Origin of the sequence: Stanieria cyanosphaera PCC 7437 (assembly GCF_000317575.1) — a bacterium.
Taxonomy (GTDB): domain Bacteria; phylum Cyanobacteriota; class Cyanobacteriia; order Cyanobacteriales; family Xenococcaceae; genus Stanieria; species Stanieria cyanosphaera.
Genome location: NC_019748.1, coordinates 3,748,207 through 3,764,045 on the forward strand (window position 1 = coordinate 3,748,207; position 15,839 = coordinate 3,764,045).

Annotated in this window: 10 protein-coding genes and 1 pseudogene; 5 read left to right on the forward strand and 6 right to left on the reverse strand. The window is 36.4% G+C overall.

Annotation, left to right across the window (positions count from 1 at the left end; translation table 11 throughout):
- Position 1 precedes the first annotated feature (1 nt).
- The 4 genes from STA7437_RS16275 to STA7437_RS16290 form a co-directional block, all read right to left on the reverse strand.
- Positions 2 to 1,987 (reverse strand): plasmid pRiA4b ORF-3 family protein, encoded by a 1,986-nt coding sequence (locus STA7437_RS16275; protein ID WP_015194484.1) that lies wholly within the window; start codon positions 1,985 to 1,987, stop codon positions 2 to 4.
- 172 nt (positions 1,988 to 2,159) lie between these two features.
- A complete protein-coding gene (locus tag STA7437_RS16280; RefSeq protein WP_015194485.1) occupies positions 2,160 to 3,395 on the reverse strand; it encodes an O-antigen ligase family protein in 1,236 nt (411 codons plus the stop codon).
- 178 nt (positions 3,396 to 3,573) lie between these two features.
- Positions 3,574 to 4,419, reverse strand: coding sequence for a YaaW family protein (locus tag STA7437_RS16285; protein WP_015194486.1), 846 nt, complete (start codon positions 4,417 to 4,419; stop codon positions 3,574 to 3,576).
- A gap of 140 nt (positions 4,420 to 4,559) precedes the next feature.
- Positions 4,560 to 5,834 carry a serine/threonine protein kinase gene (locus tag STA7437_RS16290; protein ID WP_015194487.1) on the reverse strand — a complete coding sequence of 425 codons (1,275 nt, stop codon included), beginning with the start codon at positions 5,832 to 5,834 and terminating at the stop codon, positions 4,560 to 4,562.
- Between the two features lie 461 nt (positions 5,835 to 6,295).
- Here STA7437_RS16290 and adhE point away from each other — a divergent pair, with 461 nt between their 5' ends.
- The 4 genes and pseudogenes from adhE to STA7437_RS16300 all read left to right on the forward strand — a co-directional run bounded on the left by adhE (position 6,296) and on the right by STA7437_RS16300 (position 11,539).
- Positions 6,296 to 8,947 (forward strand): bifunctional acetaldehyde-CoA/alcohol dehydrogenase, encoded by a 2,652-nt coding sequence (gene adhE, locus STA7437_RS16295; protein ID WP_015194488.1) that lies wholly within the window; start codon positions 6,296 to 6,298, stop codon positions 8,945 to 8,947.
- Between the two features lie 258 nt (positions 8,948 to 9,205).
- Positions 9,206 to 9,313 (forward strand): annotated as a pseudogene (locus STA7437_RS27710) (helix-turn-helix domain-containing protein); the annotation flags it as partial.
- Positions 9,314 to 9,389: 76 nt separating this feature from the next.
- On the forward strand, positions 9,390 to 9,527 hold the full coding sequence (locus tag STA7437_RS26625) for a hypothetical protein (RefSeq protein WP_171815459.1): 138 nt from the start codon (positions 9,390 to 9,392) through the stop codon (positions 9,525 to 9,527).
- A 257-nt stretch (positions 9,528 to 9,784) separates the two neighbouring features.
- Entirely contained in the window at positions 9,785 to 11,539 is a 1,755-nt protein-coding gene (locus STA7437_RS16300) for an ABC transporter substrate-binding protein (protein ID WP_015194489.1), read from the forward strand.
- Positions 11,540 to 11,556: 17 nt separating this feature from the next.
- Here the strand turns inward: STA7437_RS16300 and STA7437_RS16305 are convergent, their stop codons facing one another.
- The gene (locus STA7437_RS16305; protein ID WP_015194490.1) at positions 11,557 to 13,245 is read right to left on the reverse strand and encodes an ATP-binding protein; all 1,689 of its coding nucleotides are present in this window, start codon (positions 13,243 to 13,245) and stop codon (positions 11,557 to 11,559) included.
- Positions 13,246 to 13,613: 368 nt separating this feature from the next.
- Positions 13,614 to 13,844: a hypothetical protein gene (locus tag STA7437_RS16310; RefSeq protein ID WP_015194491.1), complete on the reverse strand. Its 231-nt coding sequence runs from the start codon at positions 13,842 to 13,844 to the stop codon at positions 13,614 to 13,616.
- 164 nt (positions 13,845 to 14,008) lie between these two features.
- Here STA7437_RS16310 and lepA point away from each other — a divergent pair, with 164 nt between their 5' ends.
- Positions 14,009 to 15,820 carry a translation elongation factor 4 gene (gene lepA, locus STA7437_RS16315; RefSeq protein ID WP_015194492.1) on the forward strand — a complete coding sequence of 604 codons (1,812 nt, stop codon included), beginning with the start codon at positions 14,009 to 14,011 and terminating at the stop codon, positions 15,818 to 15,820.
- Positions 15,821 to 15,839 lie beyond the last annotated feature (19 nt).

Consider the following 15,839-nt stretch of genomic DNA (forward strand, 5'->3'; position numbering starts at 1 on the left):
CCTAATCCTCATCAAAATCAGGATATTGGGGCGGAGCTTCCCCATAACCATCAATAATTGCTTCATAGTCAGGTTGGGAATCATGAGCTTCAATTTTCTCTAACTGCACTTCAAATTCCCACCAATCTCCAAAGTCAAAAATGTAGGTCATTGAACCTCCTTCTTCTAAAGGAATATCTCCAATCCGAATTTGATTGGTGGTAGGAGAGTCGTTTGCATAGGGATGATAAGCTTCAAGGGTACGACCAATTTGATTTTTATACCGAAACATATCTAAATGATCCGAGTCAAAATCAACTGATTCTAGAATCAAGCTACTCAATTCTGCTAGAGTCATTTGACTAGAAATAGCAATTCGTCGCCAGATTTTGTCTAAGTAAACTTTAAAAATATATACTCCTGAGCGAAATTCAAGCTTTGGAATAGTTAAATTATTTTGCCATTGAGGAAAATAAGATTTTAATGCGGGTTGAAATTCTCCAAAAGAAATGAAAGGATTATCCTCAGATTCCCAGTGCATCCCCTGTTCGACAAAGGCACGGACAATTACCTGCATCAATGCTTCACCAAAAGGTAACTTCTTAATCTTTTTGACTCGCCAACCTTTGCCTACTTCAGGTTTACCAGATTCGATCTCAATCAATCCAAACAACTGCATCAGTGCCAAATTGTGGAATTCTGGCCAATAATTTAAAGATTGTTGTTCTGAATAACTGCTGAATTTTTCCCCTTTTGGTGGAATTCTCGCCCAATATTGAATACATTTAGTTCCTTCGTTTAAGGGACTTCTTCTTTCTCCTAACATTTCTTCATGCGCTCGAATCAACCAAGCTTCTAAAAGATTAAAATAACGTTCTGTTTCGTTTAAACTATTCCAATTAGCAAGCAACTCTTGATTAAGAAGCAAAAAAGATTTTTTACCTTGTTTAACAACTTTTCCTAATCCCGAAGCTCTGAGGAGTAAATAAAGTCCGTTGATAGGTGGATAGGATTTTTGTTGAGGACGCTTGAGATCTGTTTGAATTGGTTGACTCAGGCGTTGATTTAATTCTGCTAGAGACTTCATCGGCAAAACGTGTTGCTTGCCACTAACACTAATTCCCTTCTCTCCGACAAAATCTAACAAAGTTTGAAAGTCTTGCAGAATCGTACCTGGTTCAGTAACTGTAATTTCCTGTTGTTTCAGTAAAGCGATCGCATTTTCAGATAAAGGAGGCAATTCTTCTGCTATAGATTGCCAAATACTAGCCTGAAATTGGTTCATGTAATCATCAACAGATTCTTCTGCTAAAGTTGCCGAATCCTCCTCATCTTCATCGGCGAGAGTTCCTAACAGATTGATTAATTCTTCTTTAACAGAGATAATCTGGGGTGTATTGGACTGTGGTAAATTCCTCAATAACAGTTCCAAACCAGAAGGAACAGAAGAGTTTGAGTTCGATTGCTGAATTTTTTGATTATATTGTTCTTGAAATTCTTTTAATCCTGCTTCGGTTGTCAAATCAAAACCTGCTGCCGTTCCTGCCATAAAAAACGACTTTGCCATCCCAAAATTGTTGGGATCGTTCATAATCGCTTTAAATCGAGGCTGAATTTGTTTGAGAAATTTGAGAATTGAAGCTGCGTGGGGATGTTGATAAGCTCGCTGAAGAAATTGCCAAAAAGCAGTTAATTCAGGGATAGTACTATCTGCTTGATCTGGTTCGAGTAAAGAAACTTTGTTTGGAAATAGCTTAGTAATAATTGTCTCAACGCTGTTTTTAGTCATCCTGGGAAGAGTAACAGCTTCGTACGCATAACCAAAATAAAGCAGATGATCGATCCAACTACCGACGTATTCTTCCATTTCTGGATGTGCTTTGAGATAAGCCTCACCCTCTGGAGATTGAACTAATTCTTCAACTAATTCACTGACATAATCTTCAAGTGCTGCGATCGCTTCGTCGTAGTCTTTGATCAAATCAATCCGATTTAGATTAATAGTCATGGAAAAAATAGCATTTGCTGCTTGTCACTATACTTAATTTATATAGCAAACATTGCTTCTTATTTTTTCTCAAAAAACTAATAAATTATTGTATGTATACAAAATACAATTTTTGATTAAATGCAAAATTTCCTAATCTTAAAAAACCTTACTATCAAGATAAAATTACTCATTAATTAGATTTATTACTTGTTTTTAAATCAATTGCTCTTTGTTGTAAAACTATTCCATTAATTGCTGCAAATACAATCCAACCCATTATATTCATTCTTAAATCAAAAATTGTTACATCTACTAAATTGAAGCTAATACAACTAGCAAAAGCAAGAATATAAGTAAATAAAATTAAACGCTCTGATTGTGTTATTTCTTCAGATTTTTTAAGCAATAAAGTTGCCTGAAACATGACCCATCCTACTAAACCCAAAAATAACAAGGTCAAAATAATTCCTGTTTCTGCTAACATCATCACCAAAAAACTATGGGGATGTCCAAACCAAACATTCATTTTGGCTTGATATAAAGAAGTAAAATTTCTAATTCCCCAACCAGTGAGAGGACGTTGCTGAATTAGTTCCCAACAAAATCGCCATTGAGTAATGCGTAAAGTTTCTATCGGTCGGTCTGGGTACATTTGATCTGATAATCTTGCCCAAATAAACGTAGGAACAATTGTTCGTAACCATTGACCACCAAAATTAGCCCCCAAGGAAGCCCAACCAATCACAGCAGCAAAACCAGCTATACCCCAAACTAACCAACGCCAACCCAGATAAAAAGCAAAAGCCAAACCAGCCAAGCAAGCAATACCCCAGGCATTACGAGAACTAGTAAAAATTAAACCTGTAATATTGCTTAATAAAATTAAAGTAACGCTTAATAATATCCAAACGTTTTTTGGATTAAGTTTAATTCGCCAAACTTGATAAGTTTCTAGCCATAGTCCCAGGCTGAAAATCAATGTCATCAGAAGATAAACGGCTAAAAAATTAGCATAACTAAAAACAGAAGACATTCTGCCTGAAGGAACTCCTTGAGGTATTAATTCCCAGCCGATTAAATTAGGAAGTGACCAATTGCCGAATAATTGACCGCTACCAAGAAGCACAATCGGCAAAGAAGGAAGAATTAATAGCCAAGCTAGACGCTGTAACTGATGATAATCTTTAATTAAACAAGTAATAGCCGTAAATAAACCCAAAAAAGGCAGAAAATTAGCTAATCCTAACCAAGCTTCTTGGGAATGTTCTGCCATTAAAGGATTAATTAATAAGCCGATACTAACAATTACCCAACCCCAGTTGAGACGATTTTGAATAATCTGAGTAAAATTTTTGCGCCAAACCCGAATTAAAACAATTAATAATCCCAATGCTGCTAAAGCAGGAATAATCGGCAATATCAACACACTAAACTGAAATATTTGCCAAGTTTCAGGAAATAAAAACTTAGACCTAGAAATTAAAACAGATATCTGTTATTCTCCTTGAACAATGATAACTTTACAAGCAGATTATCCTGAGAAAGTCACTGGTCACTGATAACTGGTGTACAGACGTTCCATGGAACGTCTGTACTGGTAACTGTTAATAAGCTGCTGCCCAATATTCTCCCCTGGTCAAACGAATTTGTGCCAAAGTAAAAATAATAGGAATGATCCGACTGTAATTAGTTGCGATCGCTTTCCAACCGAGATCGGCAATTAACCAACCCCACATCATTGGACCGATTAAGCTAAAAACAGTTCTTACTGCGCCATATCTGGCTGCGGTAGCTGTCATTCCTTTTTTGGCAGTTTGTAAGACTAATTGACCTTCTAAGCTTGCTGCTGCTGCTGCACCTCCCCTAATTAAAGCGGTTTTGGCAGCTTGGTAACTAGCAAAATGAAGGGCAAATTGACGGGCAATTTGTTTGAGTAACCAGGTTTTCAAGATCGAACTGACGGCTACAATACTACTACCTTTAAGAAAGATTGTTAAAGGATCGTGTTGAATTTGAACTGGTATCGGTTCAGGTGGATTAGATTGAAGCAGAAATTGTTGAACTTTACCTTGTAAAGAACGTTTTTCTTGAGAAGGCAATCTTTTCCAAGTTTTTTCTACCAAATGTAAAAAAATTTCAGCTTCTATATCTGTCGTAGCCATTTGCTGAGAGTAGGGAATTTTGAGGTAATGACAGACTTGAATTAAAATTTTGCGGTAGGATATTTCCTGAGTTTTACCGCGCAAAACAGTCATGCCATCGGCTGCTAAGTAGCGAAATCTTTGTTCTAGAGAATCTAACCAGGTATTAAGTTCTTGACTCTGAATTTCCAGAGGTTCAGGAGTTTGCCAGTAATCGAGGGGATTAAAGCGACGACAAAACAAGATTTGCGTAATTTGTTGCAATTCTTCTTCGGTAGCTAATTCTAATACAGCCCTTAGTTCATCCAATGTTTTTTCCTCCACCAACGCTTTTTGAGGAAGTTTGTTACTAAAGATTATTGTATGTATATCAGGGAGATTATCACATTTTTTTTTGAGTAGCTGTAATTATAGCTAAGTCAGCAAAAAATTATCAAGACTTTGTTTTATCAAATCAAGTTTAATCCGATTCCGAATAAAATACCTAAAAAAATAGTTGCAATTAAACTAAATTTATTTATTTCAAGTTGTTGATTAAGAAAATAAACTAAAATTATTATTTCAGCTATTGTAGTTGCTGCGGTTATTGCCAAAATTTCTTTTGTTCCCATGATTAAACTAGCAATAATCACTAAAACAGTAGGGATCATTATGGCAAAAAAAGTTGTTTTATTTTTAATTTCAGGTTCATTCTTGCTAATAATTACCGCAGCAATTTGAGTAATAATAATTACAATTCCGCTCAATAATGCGATCGCGATATTAGAAATACTTAGTTCGATTTGATTTACTGTTAACCTGATTCCAATTACGGCTAGTGCTGAGGTTGCTGTTAGAGTTACTAATCCTAGTTGCAGAGGTTTTTTTAATTGAATAACACGATTGATAGTTGTTTTTACTAAATTTTCTTGAAGGATATAGTTTAAATCTAAAGGTTGTAAAGCTGCTAAAGCTGAAGCTGCATTAGGAAATCTTTTACTGCTTTGAGGTTGAACCATTTTTTCTAGCCAATTAATAAATTTTTGATTCAACGGTGGTAATAAAGATTTAAATTCTAATTGATAAGGATTATCGGCGGTTGCTAATGATTGAATTTCAAAACTCGATTTTTGAGTTAATAAACAAATCAAAGTTACTCCTAAACTATACAAATCTGTAGCTGTAGTTGGTTTGATAATTTGTTCAGGAGGAATAAAGCCAGGTGTGCCTTTAAAAACACTACTGGTAGAAGCTGCTTCACTACCAACTTTAGCAAAACCAAAATCAATTAAATATACGTTTAATTCTTCATCTACTAAAATATTTTCTGGTTTAAGATCGCGGTGAAAAATAGGAGGAGTTTGCTGCTGAAGATAAACTAATATTTCTAAAATTTTAATAGTAATAATTTTAATTTTTTCTAAACTGAGATTCTTTTGAACACTTAAAGGTTGAGCATTTTTATACTCTTGAACTAAACAAAAACCATTTTCTGTTTCAAAATCTCCTAAATAACGAGGAATACCAACATGATTTAAGTTTTCTAATAAATTTATTTCTTGTTCGTAAGCTTTATACCCAGACCAACTTGAACCAAATGTAGCAAAACAAAACTGTTTTATTACTACTGTTTCTTGGCTAACTAAATCGATTCCTTTCCACGTAATTCTGCCTCCTTCACGATTTCTTCCTAACTCTTCAACAACTTGATAACCAGATTGATTAAAATTAGGTAAATTATCCATACTTGTGATTTATTACTAGATAATATATCTAGGATAGCGAATCAAAATTAATTCAGTTGTCATCGTAGTTGCTCCTTTAAATGATTAATAAACAAAATAACTACCGCGATCGCGCCTGAAGCATTTTTTCTCTATAATAAATTTATTGAATTATCTTAATTCCCTAGTTGATAATTATTATATTACTAAGACTCAAACTTGTTTTAAGTACAAAACTTTTTTGATACTATAGCTCGTCAATATAGTTTTAAATTTTTTAACAATAACTATAAGTTTAACTGAATTTAATTTTAATTAAAATTAAATATTCTTGATAAAAAGAAACAATAACTTTCAGCAAACAAAAACAAAAAAGCTAAAATTTAATAAAGATTTTTTAATAAAAATTATGATTGTTGCTAGAAATAAAAAAAGAACTCAAAAAGTTGTTGTTCATTCCCAGTTTCAACACTGAAAAAGCAATGCAAGTTACCAATCTCGAACAACTCGAAACCCTAATTCAAAAAGTCAAACAAGCTCAACAACAATATCTTACCTATACTCAAGAACAAGTCGATCATATTTTCAAAAAAGCTGCTCTAGCTGCTAACTCTGCCCGCATTCCGTTGGCAAAAATGGCGGTTGCAGAAACAGAAATGGGAATTGTCGAAGACAAGGTGATTAAAAACCATTTTGCTTCAGAAATTATCTATAACAAATACAAAAACGCCAAAACTTGTGGTGTTATCGAAGAAGACAAGTCTTTTGGTTTTCAAAAAATTGCTGAACCAGTAGGGATTATAGCAGGAATTGTCCCCACTACCAATCCTACCTCTACTACGATTTTTAAAGCTTTGATTGCCCTTAAAACTCGTAATGCTATTATTTTTTCTCCTCATCCTCGTGCCAAACAATGCACCATTGAAGCAGCTAAAGTTGTCCTCGAAGCAGCAGTCGCAGCAGGCGCACCAGAGAATATTATTGGTTGGATTGATGAACCAACCGTACCTCTCTCCCAAGCTTTGATGCAGCATTCAGAAATTAAGTTAATTTTAGCAACAGGTGGACCAGGAATGGTCAAAGCTGCATACTCTTCTGGTCATCCTTCTTTGGGAGTAGGTGCAGGTAATACTCCAGCTTTAATTGATTCTTCTGCCCATATTAAAATGGCAGTTTCTTCAATTATTCTCAGTAAAACCTTCGATAACGGCATGATTTGCGCCAGCGAACAATCGGTAGTCGTTGTAGATGATGTTTACGAACAAGTCAAAACGGAATTTATTACCCGTGGTGGTTATTTTGTCACTCCACAAGAAAAAGACAAATTAGCGCAGATAATTATCGTTAACGGGCGGTTAAATAGTCATATTGTTGGTCAACCAGTCTCGAAAATAGCTCAACTCGCAGGCTTCACAATTCCTGAGGGAACTAGAGTAATTTTGGCTGAAGTAGAAGAAATTGGCTTCAATGAACCTTTCTCGCAGGAAAAACTTGCTCCGATTTTAGCAATGTATCGTGCTAAAGACTTTAACCAAGCAGTAGACAAAGCCCAACAATTAGTAGAATTAGGTGGTCGTGGGCATACAGCAGCCCTTTATACTTCGATTTTTGAATCAGAACATATTAAACAATTTGAAGATCAAGTACAAGCTTCTCGTGTTTTAATTAATACTCCTTCTTCTCAAGGCGCAATTGGCGACCTATATAACTTTCGCCTCGATCCTTCCTTGACGTTGGGTTGTGGCACTTGGGGAGGTAATTCCACTAGTGAAAATGTTGAACCAAAACATTTGTTAAATATCAAGACAGTGGCAGAAAGAAGAGAAAATATGCTCTGGTTTCGCGTACCACCCAAAATTTACTTCAAATATGGTGCATTACCTGTAGCTATTCGAGAATTGGCAGGAAAACAACGAGCCTTTATTGTCACGGATCAACCCATCTACAATCTAGGAATGACTAATTCCTTAGAAAATGTCCTCGATGAAATTGGGTTGAAATACGAAATCTTTTATGATGTTGAACCAGATCCTTCCCTCGATACAGTGATGGCGGGTTTGGCACTGATGAATAGCTTCAATCCTGATGTCATTATTGCTATTGGTGGTGGTTCGCCCATGGATGCTGCCAAAATCATGTGGTTAATGTATGAACATCCCGAAATTGAATTTGAAGGGTTAGCAATGCGGTTTATGGATATCCGCAAGCGAGTCTACGATTTACCGCCTTTAGGGAAAAAAGCTATCTTAGTGGCTATTCCCACCACCTCTGGTACGGGTTCAGAAGTAACTCCTTTTGCCGTAGTAAGCGATCGCCGTAATAAGATTAAATATCCTTTGGCTGATTATGCCCTTACTCCCAATATGGCAATTGTTGACCCTGAATTGGTGTTGCATATGCCTAAGAGTCTCACTGCTTATGGTGGTATTGATGCTTTAACTCATGCTTTAGAAGCTTATGTTTCGGTTTTAGCTTCCGAATATACCAACGGACTAGCACTAGAAGCAATTCGTTTACTGTTTAAATATTTACCCAGTGCTTATCAAAATGGGGCAAAAGACCCTAAAGCTAGGGAAAAAGTTCATTATGCAGCCACCATAGCAGGAATGGCATTCGCCAACGGATTTTTAGGAATTTGTCATTCGATGGCACATCAGTTGGGAGGAACTTTCCATATCCCTCACGGTTTAGCTAATGCGCTAATGATTTCCCATGTCATTCGTTATAACGCTACCGACGCACCTTTTAAACAGGCAACTTTTTCTCAGTATAAGTATCCTAATGCTAAATGGCGTTATTCTCGGATTGCTGATTATTTAGGTCTTGGCGGTAATACAGAAGAAGAAAAAACCGAATTACTAATTCAAGCAGTAGAAAACTTGAAACGTCAGTTGAATATTCCTCTAGCCATGAAAGATGCAATTAACCTTAATGAGGCAGAATTTTTGGTTAAGCTGGATGAAGTAGCTGACCACGCTTTTGACGATCAATGTACAGGAACAAATCCTCGCTATCCTTTGATTAATGACCTGAAGCGACTTTTAACCGATGCTTACTATGGAGAAATTTCCACCACAAGCAATGGAAAAACAAGCAGTAATGGTCATCAAACCGAAATGGCTGTGATGAATTAGCAGTTTCAACTTGCTTCTAGATCTTGACACTCCCCTGCTATCACGGCAAGGGGATTCTTGGTTCATTGACTCAACTTACCCTGACAGGTATTACTAAGTAGCTCCACCTAAAAAAACGTAAAATAAAAACGGAAGAAATCTAGCTTGATGATTCAGAAATGCCAGCAGCATTAAAAATTACTTTAACCACTGAAGAAAACACAACATTACAACAACTGGAGTTATCAAACTCTGTGACTCGAAGAACGCTCGCAAAGAGCAACGGTACTTCGTCTGAATGCAGCAGGATGGAAAGTTAAAGAGATCGCTAATTATTTAGAATGGGCAGAATCAACGGTCAGACAAACGATTCATCGCTCTTTATAGGTCTGGATTAGTATGGTTATGGGAAGCTGGAGGTAGAGGGAGAAAGCCATCATGGACGACTGAAGATTGGGAAGCAATGGAACAATGGTTGAATGAACCCCGTAGCATAAGCTCTCGACAATTGAGCCAAAGATTAGCCAGAGAAAGACAAGTGTTTCTGGGCGCAGAACAAGTTCGTCGGATACTAATAAAAAGTGGCGTTGGAAAAGACTGAGACGAAAACCGCCAGCAGCTAAAAATCAAGAATGGAAAGAAGCGAAGAAGAAGGATTTACAACTACTAAAATTATGGGCAGAACTGGGTTTAATTACCTTACTGTATCTAGATGAATCGGGGTGTTGTCCTGAAAGTCCTCTTAGCTACGGCTTTTTGCCGATTAATTTAGGAAAATCTTAACAGAGAAAAGAAAATGTTGATTTCAGACTTGAGAATCTAAAATTGAAAAGTATTGTTTTGGTGAAGGGCTAGTTGATGTTGCATTTACTGAATTATTTTAAAACTTGGTTAATAGTTATTATTGCAATTACCAATCTGAGTTTAACTGCTTGTAGTCAGGTAATTGAAAATTCCCAAGCAACTCAAGTTCCCCAACTAGTCCAAGCAATTCTCAGTGATCCCAAAACCTTCAATCCCGTCTTATCTTCTGATGCTACTAGTAGTAGTGTGGGTAGTATGATTTTAGAAGGTTTAATCAAAGAAAACCCAATTACAGGGGAAAATGAACCAGCTTTAGCTGAATCTTGGGAAATTTCTGAAGATAAATTAAGTATTATTTTTACTCTCAAACCAGGTTTAAAATGGTCTGACGGGCATCCGCTAACAGCAGAAGATGTAGTGTTTAGCTACAATCAACTTTATCTCAATGAAGCAATACCAACAGGTGCGAGAGATGTAATTCGTATCGGTCAAAGTGGTGCTTTACCCAAGGTACGCAAACTCAACGATCTACAAGTAGAATTTACTATTCCCGAACCTTTTGCACCTTTTTTAGGTAGTACTAGTTTATCAATTTTACCAGCCCACATTCTTAAAGAAACTGTTGAAAAAAAAGACCAAAATGGTAACCCTGTTTTTCTTTCTACTTGGTCAGTTGATACTCCTCCAGAAAAAATTGTTGCCAGTGGTGCTTATAAATTAAAAAGTTATGCCACTTCTCAACGAATTGTGTTTGAAAAAAATCCTAATTATTGGCAAAAAGACGAACAAGGTAATCAACTTCCTTATATTCAAAAAGTTATTTGGGAAATTGTCGAATCAACCGATACTTCTTTATTACAATTTCGTTCAGGTGGTTTAGACTCAATGAGCATTTCTCCTGACTATTTTTCTTTACTCAAAAAAGAAGAAAATCGCGGTAATTTTACCATTTATAATGGTGGACCTGATTACGGAACTAACTTTATTGCTTTTAATTTAAATAAAGGAACTAAGGAAGGTAAGCCTTTAGTTGGAGTTAATAAATCGCGCTGGTTTAATGATGTTAAATTCCGTCAAGCAATTTCCTATGCCATTGACCGTCAACGGATGGTTAATAATATTTATCGAGGTTTAGGAGAACCACAAACATCTCCAATTTCCGTACAATCTCCTTATTATTATCAAGGTTTACAAGGTTATACTTATAATCCCGACAAAGCCAAGCAACTGCTTCAAGAAGCAGGATTTCAATATAACAATCAACAAGAATTATTAGATGCCGATGGTAATCGAGTTCGTTTTAATTTAAATACTAATGCTGGTAATAAAATTCGCGAAGCAATGGGTTCACAAATTAAAGAAGATTTAGGAAAAATTGGCATCAAAGTGGATTTTAGTCCAATTGCTTTTAATGTTTTAGTAGACCGTTTAGATAACTCTTTAGAATGGGAATGTATTTTGCTTGGTTTAACAGGAGGAAATGAACCTAATAACGGAGCAAATATTTGGTTTACTGATGGAAATCTTCATATGTTTAATCAAGATAAACCAGGAATTGAAGGAAGAAAAGTAGCAGATTGGGAAACAGAAATTAGTCAGCTTTTTATTAAGGGTGCTAGAGAATTAGATGAAGCTAAACGCAAAGAAATTTATGCAGAAATCCAAAAAAAAGCCGAATACTATCTTCCTTTTATTTATCTAGTTAATCCTTTAGCATTAGGTGCAGTACGTAATAATATTCAACCGATTCAATATTCAGCTTTGGGTGGTGCATTTTGGAATTTAGAAGAGTTAAAAATAACAGAGTAAGATAAATAATTTTTGCTTTATTGAACTGTTTTAATTACTGGTAAATGACTCAAAGGCACAGTAAAAGTAACAGTAGAACCTAAACCTTCACCCATACTATAAAAAGAAATTGTTCCACCCATTGCTTCGATCAATTTTTGGGAAATTGCTAAACCTAAACCTGTACCACCGTAGGATTTAGTTCGAGAACCATCTACTTGAAAGAAATTTTCAAACAATTTATCTTGTTTTTCTAAAGATACGCCAATTCCTGTATCGGCAACACTGATTTTTACTAAACCAGGGAATTCTCGCTCTTGAATATAAGTTTTCTTTTTGCTTATTTCGGCACTAATAACGATTCCGCCTTCATGGGTAAATTTGATCGCATTACCTACCAAATTCAACATTACCTGAAGTAAACGTTGATAATTACCACAGAGCGTTACAGGAGTAAGAGTTGCAGGAAGTTTGAGTTGCAGACTGAGATGTTTTTGTTCTGCTTGAGTACGAATGAGGTTGTCAACGTCTTGAAATAATTCGTCCAACTCTACCTCGGTTAATTCTAATTCCATTTTCCCTGCTTCAATTTTGGCAATGTCGAGGATGTCGTTAATTAAATTGAGCAGGTGAATTGAAGATTTATAGGCTTCTTGAATAAATTCTTGTTGTTCTTCCGGATCGTCTGCCATTCCTTCCAACAACAGTTTGAGAAAACCAATGATGCCATTAAGAGGGGTACGAAGTTCGTGAGAAGTGTTGGCTAAAAAATCGCTTTTGAGGCGGTTTGCTTCTTCAGCCTTAAAACTAGCTTGTTCTAATTCTTGATACAATTGAGCATGAGCGATCGCAGTTCCCACTTGTTCGGCTAGATCTTGTAACAATTCCATTTCTGCCACAGTCCAATAACGATAGCGATCGCATTGTTGCAGACAAATTAAAGCATTTTCTTGATTATTATAGGCAGTGGAAACTACCAAAACTGATTTTTGCTGATAGGGATCATTGTCTAACAAATCTACAGCGACAGGATGACGAGATTTTAGAGCTTGTCGTAGGTAAAGTTCTGCTTTCCAATTGAGACTTAATCCCAACATAGAACGATACCCTGTCTGAAGATATTCAGCTTCTACTTTGAGGTCTTTTTTATTAGAACCATAAGAAAGAATTAAACAACGACTAACTGAAAGCGCGCTCCCAAGACTATTAACTGTTTCTTGCCAAATGGTATCAAGATCGAGACTGCAACGAATCTTGCGAGAGATCTGTTTGAGAAGTTTATGATAACTATAAAGCGGTAAATTGCCTCCGTTGTTAAGCAAAGATATTTCCAAATCTTTGAGAAGATGTCCCATTACCAATACTGACATCGATTCTCCTTGAGCAGGCAAAATTGGGCTAATAACCAATTCAAAAGGAAAAAATTGCTCTTGATATTGAAACAAACAATAACATTGTTCTGGAATGCGTCTTTGAATAACTCGCAGAATTTTTTGATAGTATGCTTGGATATCGATTGGGGTAAAAATTTCTTCTAAAGCTGAACCAACAACCTGCTCTTGGTTTAATCCAAGCTCTTTGCCTCCTTCCCACCAAAAAGAAAGATACTTACCACAACGGTCTTGAGTATAAACCAATTCTGCTCCCAAATGTTGCCAATAAATTGAGCTTGCTTGCGTAGGAGCAATTTGACTATTAACAAGTTCTGAATTAAATCCAGTGAACATTAGCAAGTAAATTTCAGGGTTGGAGTTGACGACAAGAAGCCGAACTTGGTTCGAGATCTGATCGTCGTGTTGACACAGTTCAAGCAAAATCTGCCGTAAGACAGCAAGATACTTCAAGACAGGAGTAGCGATCGCTTTTAGAATTAACTGCCAGTTTTACTTGTCACAAGCAAAAAACAGTTAACTTTTATTAATGTTTTTCTCCTTTTGTTCAAGGCAGTATTTTCGACTCAAATCAAAATGTCAGCCTCTTCCCTGAAACTATAACCTATAGATATCTCAGGTAGCGATATCTAAATTAAATTTCAGTAGCGAATAATGGTGATAATCCTTACTCTAGCTACTGCTGGTGCAATTAGTTCAGTTTTTTAGTCGTTCCATTCACCTCTTGGTGGTAAAGGTGGATTACGGCGAAAAGTACGAGTAAGGTCTTGATCGGTTTCTCGTTCACCTCTAAGCCATTGTTTAATGGCAGTTTCTATAACTCGGTTAGGATCATTGGTTAGATGCTTAATCTGTTCTAAAGTTTCTGCATCTAGTTGGATGGAAATTTCGACTCTTTCGGCAGAACGTTCGTGCTGCACGGCATTATCGTTCATAGGCTTTGTTTGCTTGCTCTAGTAAGTATTGTAACTGTTATGACTAAATCTATAACTAATTAAATTCGGATAAAATCAGGAGATAGTAGAAGATTAAATAAATTCAACATTAAAATAGTTTAAGTATTACTAATTTTTACTTATCCCTAATTAAGCGTTCTTATATGACCGACGTTCCCGTCTCTCAAATTCGTAACTTCTCTATTATTGCTCACATCGATCACGGTAAATCCACTCTAGCAGATCGGATGCTACAGCAGACTGGTACCGTCAACGCTAGAGAAATGAAAGAGCAATTCCTCGACAATATGGATTTAGAAAGGGAACGGGGAATTACCATTAAGCTACAAGCTGCTAGAATGAATTATCTGGCGAAAGATGGTCAGCAATACGTAATTAACCTAATTGATACTCCTGGTCACGTAGATTTTTCATATGAAGTATCTCGTTCTTTAGCTGCCTGTGAAGGAGCTTTGTTGGTAGTAGATTCTTCTCAAGGAGTAGAGGCTCAAACTTTGGCTAATGTTTATTTGGCTTTAGAAAACGATTTAGAAATTATTCCTGTTTTAAATAAAATTGATTTACCTGGTGCTGAACCAGAACGAGTCGCTCAGGAAATTGAAGAGGTCATTGGTTTAGACTGTAGCAATATTATTAAGGCTTCTGCTAAAGCAGGAATTGGTATTGATGAAATTTTAGAATCGATTGTTCATCTAGTGCCACCGCCCAGGGATACTGTAGACCAGCCTCTACGAGCGTTGATTTTTGACAGTTATTATGATTCTTATCGCGGTGTCATCGTTTATTTCCGAGTCATGGATGGTAAAGTCAGAAAAGGCGATCGCGTTCGCTTAATGGCTTCTGGGAAAGAATACGAAATTGATGAACTTGGTGTACTTTCTCCTAATCAAATTCAAGTAGATGAACTTCATGCAGGGGAAGTAGGATACATTGCTGCTGCAATTAAAACCGTAGAAGATGCACGGGTTGGGGATACGATCACTTTAGCTCAAAAACCAGCCAAAGAACCTTTACCTGGCTACACCGAAGCTAAACCAATGGTTTTCTGTGGTTTATTTCCTACCGATTCGGATCAATACGAAGATTTGAGGGATGCCTTAGAAAAATTAAAACTCAATGACGCAGCCCTTTCCTATGAACCCGAAACTTCCAGTGCCATGGGGTTTGGTTTCCGCTGCGGTTTCTTAGGTTTACTACACATGGAAATCGTTCAAGAAAGATTAGAACGAGAATACAATCTAGAGTTAATTACCACCGCACCATCAGTAATTTATCGTGTGACAACTATCGATGGTGGAGTGATTGAAATTGATAATCCCAGTTTGTTACCACCACCACAAAAACGATTAAAAATTGAAGAACCTTATATCAAGATCGAAATTGTTACACCTGAAAACTTTGTCGGAACTTTGATGGATTTGTGTCAGACTCGGCGCGGTGTCTTTACCGATATGAAATATTTTACTCAAAGCCGTACCTGCTTAATTTATGAGTTGCCTCTAGCAGAAGTAGTAACCGACTTTTTCGATCAGCTTAAATCCCGTACTCGTGGTTATGCCAGCATGGAATATAGTTTGCTTGGTTATCGGGAAAATGATTTAGTTAAATTAGATATCTTGGTTAATGGTGATGGAGTAGATGCTCTTTCTACCATTGTTCATCGTGACAAAGCTTATTATGTAGGTAGGGCTTTAACAGAAAAATTAAAAGAATTAATTCCTCGTCATCAATTCAAAGTCCCAATTCAAGCTGCGATCGGTGCTAAAATCATCGCTAGCGAACATATTCCTGCTTTGCGAAAGGATGTTTTGGCTAAGTGTTACGGTGGCGACATTTCACGGAAAAAGAAACTACTACAAAAGCAAGCTAAAGGTAAAAAACGCATGAAAGCTATTGGTACAGTAGATGTTCCTCAAGAAGCTTTTATGGCTGTTTTAAAATTAGAACAACAATAAACGTTGACAAACATTCAAT